The organism is Reinekea marinisedimentorum (assembly GCF_004341165.1).
Classification (GTDB): Bacteria; Pseudomonadota; Gammaproteobacteria; order Pseudomonadales; family Natronospirillaceae; genus Reinekea; species Reinekea marinisedimentorum.
In genome coordinates, this window is the sequence record NZ_SLZR01000019.1 from 50252 (window position 1) to 59768 (window position 9517).

At 49.8% G+C, this 9517-nt stretch carries 10 protein-coding genes; 7 read left to right on the forward strand and 3 right to left on the reverse strand.

Going from position 1 to position 9517, the window contains the following annotated elements; translation table 11 throughout:
• The first annotated feature begins 38 nt into the window (after positions 1-38).
• From hisG to hisC, 3 genes are read left to right on the forward strand one after another with little or no spacing between them, the layout of a single operon-like run.
• Positions 39-689 (forward strand): ATP phosphoribosyltransferase, encoded by a 651-nt coding sequence (gene hisG / locus BCF53_RS16460; protein ID WP_132703365.1) that lies wholly within the window; start codon positions 39-41, stop codon positions 687-689.
• A 26-nt stretch (positions 690-715) separates the two neighbouring features.
• On the forward strand, positions 716-2023 hold the full coding sequence (gene hisD, locus BCF53_RS16465) for a histidinol dehydrogenase (RefSeq protein ID WP_132703367.1): 1308 nt from the start codon (positions 716-718) through the stop codon (positions 2021-2023).
• Positions 2016-3119, forward strand: a complete 1104-nt coding sequence (hisC, locus tag BCF53_RS16470) for a histidinol-phosphate transaminase (protein ID WP_132703369.1) — start codon at positions 2016-2018, stop codon at positions 3117-3119. Before hisD ends, hisC begins: the two co-directional genes overlap by 8 nt.
• 95 nt (positions 3120-3214) lie before the next feature.
• Here hisC and BCF53_RS16475 read toward each other — a convergent pair whose 3' ends face one another.
• Entirely contained in the window at positions 3215-4291 is a 1077-nt protein-coding gene (locus BCF53_RS16475; protein WP_132703371.1) for a S1C family serine protease, read from the reverse strand.
• A 38-nt stretch (positions 4292-4329) separates the two neighbouring features.
• On the opposite strand from BCF53_RS16475, the gene BCF53_RS16480 reads away from it, so the two are divergent.
• Positions 4330-5079, forward strand: coding sequence for a Nif3-like dinuclear metal center hexameric protein (locus BCF53_RS16480; RefSeq protein WP_132703373.1), 750 nt, complete (start codon positions 4330-4332; stop codon positions 5077-5079).
• A 9-nt stretch (positions 5080-5088) separates the two neighbouring features.
• Here the strand turns inward: BCF53_RS16480 and BCF53_RS16485 are convergent, their stop codons facing one another.
• Entirely contained in the window at positions 5089-5424 is a 336-nt protein-coding gene (locus tag BCF53_RS16485; protein ID WP_132703375.1) for a hypothetical protein, read from the reverse strand.
• 10 nt (positions 5425-5434) lie between these two features.
• Positions 5435-5902 carry a Z-ring associated ZapG family protein gene (locus tag BCF53_RS16490; RefSeq protein WP_132703377.1) on the reverse strand — a complete coding sequence of 156 codons (468 nt, stop codon included), beginning with the start codon at positions 5900-5902 and terminating at the stop codon, positions 5435-5437.
• Positions 5903-6059: 157 nt separating this feature from the next.
• Between BCF53_RS16490 and zapE the strand changes: the two genes are divergently transcribed.
• From zapE to BCF53_RS16505, 3 genes are read left to right on the forward strand one after another with little or no spacing between them, the layout of a single operon-like run.
• A complete protein-coding gene (gene zapE, locus BCF53_RS16495) occupies positions 6060-7163 on the forward strand; it encodes a cell division protein ZapE (protein ID WP_132703379.1) in 1104 nt (367 codons plus the stop codon).
• Positions 7164-7167: 4 nt separating this feature from the next.
• Complete coding sequence (locus BCF53_RS16500) at positions 7168-8007, forward strand: glycosyltransferase family 2 protein (protein WP_132703381.1); 840 nt, start codon at positions 7168-7170, stop codon at positions 8005-8007.
• Positions 7997-9052 carry a glycosyltransferase family 4 protein gene (locus tag BCF53_RS16505; protein ID WP_132703383.1) on the forward strand — a complete coding sequence of 352 codons (1056 nt, stop codon included), beginning with the start codon at positions 7997-7999 and terminating at the stop codon, positions 9050-9052. The genes BCF53_RS16500 and BCF53_RS16505 overlap by 11 nt, the downstream gene beginning before the upstream one ends.
• Positions 9053-9517 lie beyond the last annotated feature (465 nt).

The window sequence follows — 9517 nt, forward strand, 5'->3', positions numbered from 1 at the left end:
GGCCTTTCTGCTAATTTCTAAAAATGCTGTGAGCTACTATGCAACCGAGTTCCGATACCATCACCATTGCGCTTTCCAAGGGGCGCCCGTTAAAAGAAACACTGCCGCTGTTTGCTGCGGCGGGCATCGAGCCGTTGGAAGATGTGCATACCTCGCGCAAACTCATTTTTGAAACCAACCGTCCGGATGTTCGCATGATCATTATCCGCTCGTCGGATGTGCCAACCTACGTTGAGTACGGTGTGGCCGATCTGGGTGTCACCGGGAAAGACGTGCTGATGGAATACGGTGCGCAGGACATGTACGAGCTGCTTGACCTGAACGTTTCGCGTTGCAAACTGATGACTGCAAAAATCAAGGGTGAACAGTTGCCGCCGGGTAAAATCAAGGTCGCGTCCAAGTTTATTAATGTTGCGCGCCGTTACTTTGCCAATCAGGGTCGTCAGGTGGAGCTGATTAAGCTTTATGGTGGCATGGAATTGGCGCCCATCATGAACCTGGCGGATGTGATCGTAGATATTGTGGATACCGGTAATACTCTGCGAGCAAACGGGCTGGAAACGGATGAGTTTATTGCCGACATCAGTGCGCGCGTGATAGCCAGCCGTCTGGCGCTGAAAATGAAAGATGAAAAAATCAAACCTATCATTGAAATGCTGGCAAACGCCGTCAATAACAATGGTAACTAGTGAAAGATAGATAACGAAGGCTAACTATGTCTGAATTGAACCTGAAATACTTAACGCTTGGCGAAGAGGGCTTCGACCAAAATCTGGCTGATATGTTGTCATGGGAGTCTGTTTCTGACGGCGACATGCAAAAGCTGGTTGCAGATATTATTCATCGTGTTCGTAAAGAAGGCGATGCAGCGTTAATGGATTATTCGGCAAAGTTTGACCATTTTGAAGTTGAATCTATGGATGCTCTGGTGCTGGGTGCGGCAGAAATTGAAGCAGCCTTCCATCGCTTGCCGGAAGATCAGCAACAGGCTCTGCAGACTGCTGCCCAGCGTGTTGAGAGCTACCACAGCAAACAGCTTTCAAAAAGCTGGCAGTACACAGATGAGCAGGGCGTTGTGCTGGGCCAGAAAGTGACAGCAATGGATAAGGTTGGCATCTATGTGCCCGGTGGCGTTGCGCCGCTGGCTTCGTCTGTAATTATGAACGCTATGCCGGCGAAAGTTGCCGGTGTCTCAAGCATTGTGATGACAACCCCGGCACCTAAGGGTGAAGTCAGTGATTTCGTGCTGGCCGCGGCTTATGTTTCCGGTGTCACCGAATGCTTCCTGCTGGGCGGTGCACAGGCAATCGCGGCACTGGCCTATGGCACAGAAACGGTTCCCTCGGTTGACAAGATTGTCGGCCCGGGTAATGCCTTTGTTGCCACTGCAAAAGCGCAGGTGTTCGGCAAGGTTGGTATCGATATGATTGCCGGACCGAGTGAGATTCTGGTGGTGTGTGATGGTAAGACCAATCCGGACTGGGTGGCGATGGATCTGTTCTCACAGGCCGAACACTCGCACGATGCTCAGGCTATTTTGATCTCTCAGGATGGTGAATTCCTGAAACAGGTTGAAGAATCAGTAAAAAAACTGATGCCGACGATGGAGCGAGCCGACACCATACTGGAATCTCTCAACAGTCGCGGTGTGTTCATTAAAGTGGATACGCTTGAGCAGGCGATTGAACTGATCAATACCATCGCGCCGGAGCATTTGGAGCTTTCCATTGATGAGCCCGAGCAATGGCTTGATCGCATTCGCCATGCCGGTGCTATTTTCCTTGGCCGGTATACATCCGAGGCGCTCGGTGACTACTGCGCCGGCCCGAACCATGTATTGCCGACCAGTGGTACAGCGCGTTTCTTCAGCCCGTTGGGCGTTTATGACTTCCAGAAGCGCAGCTCTTTGATTGGCGCTTCTGCAGAGGCGGCTAATGAACTGGGCAAGGTTGCGTCAGTACTGGCGCGTGGTGAATTGCTGAGCGCGCACGCTCAGAGTGCGGAGTACCGAATTAATGACTGATTTTCGTGATCGACTGGAAACCGCTGTACAGCGTTGGGTGAGCAGTGATATCCGCAAGTTGAAGGCTTATCAGGTGCCGGATTCCTCCGGCATGATCAAGCTCGATGCAATGGAAAACCCTTACGTTTGGCCGCAGGCATTGCAGGAGCAGTGGTTGCAGGAGTTGTCTTCTGCACAGATCAACCGTTATCCGGATGCCGATGCCAGCGCCCTGAAAGAGCATATTTTCAGCGTGATGGATGTGCCGGAAGGCGTAGAGGTGGTTCTGGGAAATGGTTCAGATGAGCTTATTCAGCTGATCGCCATGGCGGTAAACGGCGCTGGCCGAAAGATTATGGCTCCGGAACCGAGTTTTGTGATGTATCAGATGGTCGCCAAGTTCCTGGGTATGGATTACGTTGGCATCTCACTGGATTCAGATTTTGAGATTGATCTGGAAGCGATGCTGCGCAAGATCGAGATCGAAAACCCGGCCGTGATCTTTCTGGCTCAGCCGAATAATCCAACCGGTAACCTCTGGGGCGATGAAAAGCTGCGGCGCATCCTGGAGGCGGCTAATGGTTTGGTCGTTATTGATGAAGCCTACACACCTTTTGCTGATGCCGATTACCTCGGCTGGCTGGATCATTATCCAAACCTGCTGATTATGCGAACGTTCTCCAAGGTTGGTTTGGCGGGCTTGCGTTTGGGCCTGCTGTTCGGTCATTCGCAATGGATTTCTGAAATCAATAAGCTGCGTTTGCCATACAACATCAATGTGCTGACGCAGAAGAGTACCGCTTTTGCGCTGGAACACTACGATGTTCTGCTTGAGCAGGCTCAGGAAATTGTTCGCCAGAGAGACGGGCTTGTCAGTGGTTTGAAGGCTATTGACGGCCTAACCGTTTACCCGAGTGCGGCCAATTTTGTGCTTGTCCGGTTAACAAAAGGCTCTGCCGGTGATGTTCATGAGGCGCTGAAATCGCACAATATTCTCATCAAGAAGCTGGACGGTGCGCATCCTTTGCTGGAAAACTGTCTGCGCATTAATGTGTCTACCGGTGAAGAGAATCGCCTGCTTATCGAGGCGCTATCTCAGGTAATGTCCGGCCTTTAGGCCGACTGGTTATTGCGGTTCATACTTGTCGGGCTGAAGCCCGACCTAAAAACCCCAATTAAACCGAGTTGTTTACCCGGCCTGTAGCCGGGCTACTACTGGCGATAACCCGGAGTGACCGTTATCGCCAGTCTTTCTCCTTTTCTCGATACTTCCAGCGTTTCCGGTTGTTCCGGTATCAATTGGGCAATCAGCCGGGCTACCTGGGTTCTGTTTGAAAGTGGTTGGCCATTCAGGCTGAGCAAAACATCGCCCGCCAGTATGCCTGCTTGTTCAGCGGGGCTGTCGGGTGCAACAGAAATCACAATAATTCCTTCGGCACTGCCCTGATTGCTTTCTTTTAATTCGGTGGCCGACAGTTCTCGCACATCGATGCCCAGATAGCCCCGCGAAACCATACCGTTTTCCAACAGGGTGCCGGCAACCTTTTGAACATGGCCGATAGGAATCGCAAAGCCAATACCCTGTGAGCCTCCGTTGGAGGAGTAAATAGCGGTATTCATGCCGATGACCTCTCCTTGGGCGTTAACGAGGGCGCCGCCGCTGTTCCCCGGGTTGATTGCTGCATCCGTTTGAATGAAGTCCGTCAGGCGGGTCAGGTTGGGTTGCATTCTGGCGGTGGCAGAGATTATGCCCATAGAAACCGACTGGCCGATACCAAAGGGGTTGCCAATAGTGAAGGCCAGGTCGCCTACTCGTATGGATTCGATGCTGGCGGTTCTCAGCGGCGTGGAAATGGTCAGTCCGGTTTGAAGCACGGCGATGTCCGTATCCGGGTCGATAAAGGTACGTCGTACTTCGGCCTGCGCGCCGTCACTTGCCACGACAATAATCTGCTGTGCACCTTCTACCACATGTGCATTAGTGACGATGTGGCCTTCGGTGTCTAGAATGATGCCCGAACCAAGGCTGGTTTTCTGATAGCTGCCTGGTTGTACATACTGGGAAAAGAACGGGTCGTCATCCAGTGGTGACTGGCCCAGATTGATGGTCTGGTTCGTATAGATGCTGACGGTATAGGGAAGCACGGGGGCCAGCGTGTCTGCATAGCCTGTGGCCGTGTTTGGGCCGCGGTTGTTCAATTGCTGGTTCGCGACGACCAGAACCAGCCCCAGTATCAGGCCAGCGGATAGAGCCCGCAACCAGTCGACAGTAAAAGGTTTCTTTTTCATATTGTTGTAATTAATCGGATAAGTACCGGGAGTGTAACATGGTCATCAGCCGAACAGAGCTAGCCAACTATCTGTCTTCTTTCTTAAAGGTCGATATGTATAAAGACTATTGCCCAAACGGTCTGCAGGTAGAAGGCAGTATGGAAATTGAGCGCATTGTGACGGGCGTGACCGCCAGTCAGCGGCTCATCGAGGAGGCGATTGCACACAACGCTCAGGCAATTCTTGTTCATCATGGTTATTTCTGGAAGGGGGAAAGCCCGGTGGTTACCGGTATTAAACGGACCCGGATAGCCACGTTACTAGAGCACAATATAAATCTGTTTGGCTATCACCTGCCTTTGGATGGTCATGATGAGCTTGGCAACAATGTCCTGCTGGCCAGGCAAATGGGTTGGACGGTGAGTGGTACGCTGGCAGATACTATCGGCCTTACCGGCCGTGTAGACGGTAATGAAACCGGCTTTAGCCTGAAGCGAAAGCTTTCGGAAACACTTGATTTCGATGTACTGCATATCGGCGAAGAGCAGGATGATATTGAGACCATTGCCTGGTGTACGGGTGGCGCACAGGATTATTTAGAGCAGGCCATTGATGCCGGGGTGGATGCCTTTGTTTCGGGTGAGATCAGTGAAAGAACAGTGCATCTGGCTGAAGAGAGTGGTGTCCATTATTTCTGTGCCGGTCATCATGCGACCGAGCGTTACGGTATTCAGGCTCTGGGCGAGCATTTAGCAAAAAGGTTTGGCATCGATGTGCAGTTTATTGATTTGCCAATACCGGTATAGGTTTTTTGGTTAGTCTAGGTTATTCAACAGTATCTGCTGTTCAATCAGCTGTGCAATGATCTCGCTGGTATTGTTGCTTTCAAAGTGAAGTCCAAAAGGGATGGGTGACTGATTGCCCGCGACGATGGCAATTAAGCCTGCTGCCTCTACATAAGGGCAGACAGCAAGCGCATCTTCGGCGCGGACAACTACCGCTGTATGGCCTGAGCGAAAGAGCTGCTGCTCCAGTGCAACAGCGGTTTCGATGGGGTCTTCGCAATTTAAGATGATTGAGATCGGGTTCTGGAGGTGGCGTTTCTGGCGGTCCTGCTCACTGACCATCGGCAGCTGGCTGTGTATGGTCATAGTGATGAGCCTACTTATTCACGGCCTTTTTGGTTGCGGTGCTGTCTTCAGGTTTCTTAAAGCCGTAGTTTTCTGAAAGTGTTCCTTCCTCTTCAGGGCCTTTTGCCACGTAATCCAGAGGGCGGCTTGGCTTTGCGTCGGTTTCGTCAGCGGGTGCCAGGTCTTCCAGGCTCGGCTCATTCGCCGAACTGGTCAGGCGATATTCAGGCTTAACGAATTCTTCCGCGCCCCGGGTCAGGTGATCCTGAATTTGCTTATAGCTTTCGCTGAGTTCAGATATAAGTTCAGTGGTACGGCTGAAGTGTTCAGTTACATTAATCTGGTAGGTCTGGTGTTCTTTCTTGAGCTCGTTAAGATCGCGCTTCAGCGACATGCGGTCTTTACCGCCGGTTTTCAATATCAGTTGAGTAAGCAGGCCGCCGATGATTAGCGCCACGACGATGGATGCAGAAAAAGAAAGCCAGGATAATTGCAGCATGGAGTGCTCCGCTGATGTAAATGATTGTTCGACTTATAGAGTATAGCGATTTGGTATGCCGAAGAAATATGTTAATCGCCAAACATTTATGAAGAGCTTTCATTGATTGTAACGCTTAAGCCGTTAGAATCCGCACCAGCTTTAGGAGGAGCAGTATATGACAACCCCTTGGAAACGCTATCAGGCCGACCTAAAAAGAGAAGGATTCAGCTACGATGAATCACAGGAAGCGGCTGTTAAGGCGCTTCAGGCGGTTTATGATGGGCTGGTTGCCTCCTCCGGCAGAGGCCATGCGTTGATGCGCGGTGCGCGCGGTATGTTGCGACTCAAGCAGAAAAATGTGAAAGGGCTGTATTTCTGGGGGGGCGTCGGGCGCGGTAAAACCTATCTGATGGATACGTTTTTTGATTCTTTACCGTTCCCTGAAAAGAAAAGGCTGCATTTTCATCACTTTATGAAGCTGGTTCATGAGCAACTACAGGTTCACCGGGGTAAGCCCAACCCGCTGGATATAGTTGCCACTGAATTTGCTAAAGAAGCCCGTGTTTTATGTTTCGATGAGTTTTTCGTAACTGATATTGGCGATGCCATGATACTTGCCAATTTGCTGCGAACCCTATTTGAGTCTGGCGTCACCCTTGTTGCGACGTCCAATATTGAACCGGAAAATCTGTACAAAAACGGTTTACAGCGAGGCCTGTTCTTACCGGCAATTGAATTGCTTAAGCAGAATACCACGGTGCTTAACGTTGATGGCGGTACCGATTACCGTCTGCGTACGTTAACCCAGGTGGAGATTTTTCATTCGCCTTTGGATGAAAAATCAGAAAACAATCTGATGATGTCGTTCCAGAAGCTGGTCCCGGATTTGGAGGCGGTGAAGTCTGAGGCCACCGTGGAAGTCATGAACCGGGAAATTCCGGTGCGCTTTTTAGGTGACGATGTCGCCTTATTCGACTTTAATGCTCTGTGTGACGGGCCTCGGTCGCAAAATGACTACATAGAGATTGCACGCTGTTTTCATGCCGTTCTGGTCAGTAATGTGCCGGTATTTAATGGCGGAAACGATGACGCCGCGCGCCGGTTTATCAACATGGTCGATGAGTTTTATGATCGCAATGTCAAACTGTTAATGACATCCGAGGCGGAAGTTGAGCATTTGTATAAAACGGGGAAGCTGGGTTTCGAATTTCAGCGGACCGTCAGCCGGCTTCTGGAAATGAAATCTGAAGAATATTTAGGCACAGCGCATAGGGCATAGAATTTTGTCAAACGAAAAACCTGAAAGTATTGGCGTGGTCGTCACTACCTATAACTCACCTGATTGGCTACACAAAGTTCTGGTTGGGTATGAGTGTCAAACGGACACAGATTTTAAAGTATTGATCGCTGATGATGGCTCTGATCAGTCAACAGCTGCTGTTGTAGAGCAATTCAAAAAGGCCGGTAAGCTCAATATCCAGCATTTCTGGCATGAAGACAAAGGCTTCAGGAAGACTATTATCCTTAACAAGGTGATAGCCGAAACAGATTGTGATTATCTTATTTTTACAGATGGTGACTGTATACCCCGCAACGACTTCATTGCCGTTCACCGGGCAGAGGCTGGTAAGGGAAGGTTCCTGTCGGGTGGGTATGTAAAACTTTCAATGCCTGTTTCTGAGCGAATAAGCGATGATGATATTCAGGAGCAATTGATCTTTTCCAAGAACTGGCTGGTTCGGCATGGGCAGCCAAGCTCCTTTAAGCTGAGTAAGCTGATACGTCATAAGGTGTGGGTCGCTGTTCTCAATTCAATTACTCCGACAAAAGCGACATGGAATGGCATGAACAGCTCAGGTTGGCGGCAAGACTTGCTGTCAATTAATGGTTTTGACGAGCGCATGCAATACGGCGGACTCGATCGTGAAATGGGCGAGCGTCTGCTGAACAAGGGCATTGAGTCCAAACAAATTCGCTACTCCGCCATATGTCTTCACCTGGATCATCCGCGTGGCTATTCAAAACCCGAAATATGGGAGTTCAATAACGCGCTGCGGCAGAAGGTGAAAGCGGAGAACATTTCTTGGACAGATTATGGGATAGTGAAAAGCAATGACTCATGATACGTCCGCTGATGTTGAGATTATCTTAGGCAATTCCAACAAAAAATTTTCCGGCGTTACCAGCACCATGTTGCAGGTGCTCTCTGTGCAGAGTAAGAGCGTAAATATCGCTGTGCTCGGCAAGCATCATCTACCGGACTCTGCGAATGCTGTCAGTTTTCGTCAGGCTGTTTCAATCTGTCGTAAGCCGTTGAAAAGTGGCCTTCCGCGAGTTTTTCATGCCCGGCGGAACGATGAAATGATTCAGGGCCTATTGCTGAGGCTGTTTTGTGGCTCGAAGGTGAGGCTGGTCTTCACTTCAACTGCACAGCGCCCCAAAACCTGGATAACCCGATGGTTGATGTCGAAAATGGACGGGTTACTGACAACCTGTTCGGCTGCGCATCAGTATATGACCCTTCCGGCCGATAGGGTGATTCCCCATGGTATCGATGTCGATCAAATGCGCAGTGCAGCCAATGTTCATTCGTATGAGCTTCCGGGGCTTCTAAATGTCGGTATCTTTGGTCGTGTTCGTCACCAGAAGGGTGTGGATCTTTTTGTCGAGGCGCTGATTGCACTGCTTCCATCCTATCCGGACTGGGGGGGAGTCATTGTGGGTGAGGTCACGCCTTCACAGCAGAGTTTTGTTGATGACTTAACCAGAAAGATTTCCGATGCAGGTTTGACCGATCGAGTTCGCATCCTGGGTAAAGTCGATTTTCAGGATATACCTCACTTGTTTCGCTCAGTTGATATTGTGACCAGTTTGAGTCGTAACGAAGGTTTTGGTTTGACGGTACTTGAAGCCATGAGTGTTTCGAAGCCGGTTATTGCAACCCGAGCCGGGGCGTGGCCGGATATTATTGATAGCGGTAAGGATGGTCTGTTGATCGATGTTGAAGATCTTGATCAACTCAAGGCTTCCCTGGAGCAGTTGATGCGCAGCGCGGAACAACGACAGTCAATGGGTGCATATGCGGCCAGCAAGATTGACCGGCAGTATACGATTGAGCGCGAGGCATCAGAGTTGCTCTCTTACTATCAGTCTGTCCAGCAGCGGTAAACTGCGGCCTTCAGAGCTGTTCACATCAATTAATCTTATCAATGTAAGATAAAATCAAAATAAGTTATTGACTCAAAAAAATCCCTCCCTATAATGCGCCTCCGCTGCTTAGGGAAGACCTCTGTGAAGGTTGGAGCTGAGTCAGCGGTTAGCTCGGTAAGGAATTGATTCTTAAAGAAAAAATTCAAAAAAAAGAGTTGACAAGCAAGGTTGGCGCTGTAGAATACGCCCTCCTTGAAACGGCAAGCCCAGAGCGCCTCTGCCGAGATCTTTAAAAGTATTGAATCAAGTAATTCGTGTGGGCGCTTGTGAGTCGATAAATAATCGAACACAAGCGACTGTCAAAACATTAGGTTTGATAAGAAGCGACTGTTCGAACTCAGATTTTCTGTGTTGTCTTAATAATGCAGATATAGTTTTTAAACTGAAGAGTTTGATCATGGCTCAGATTGAACGCTGGCGGTA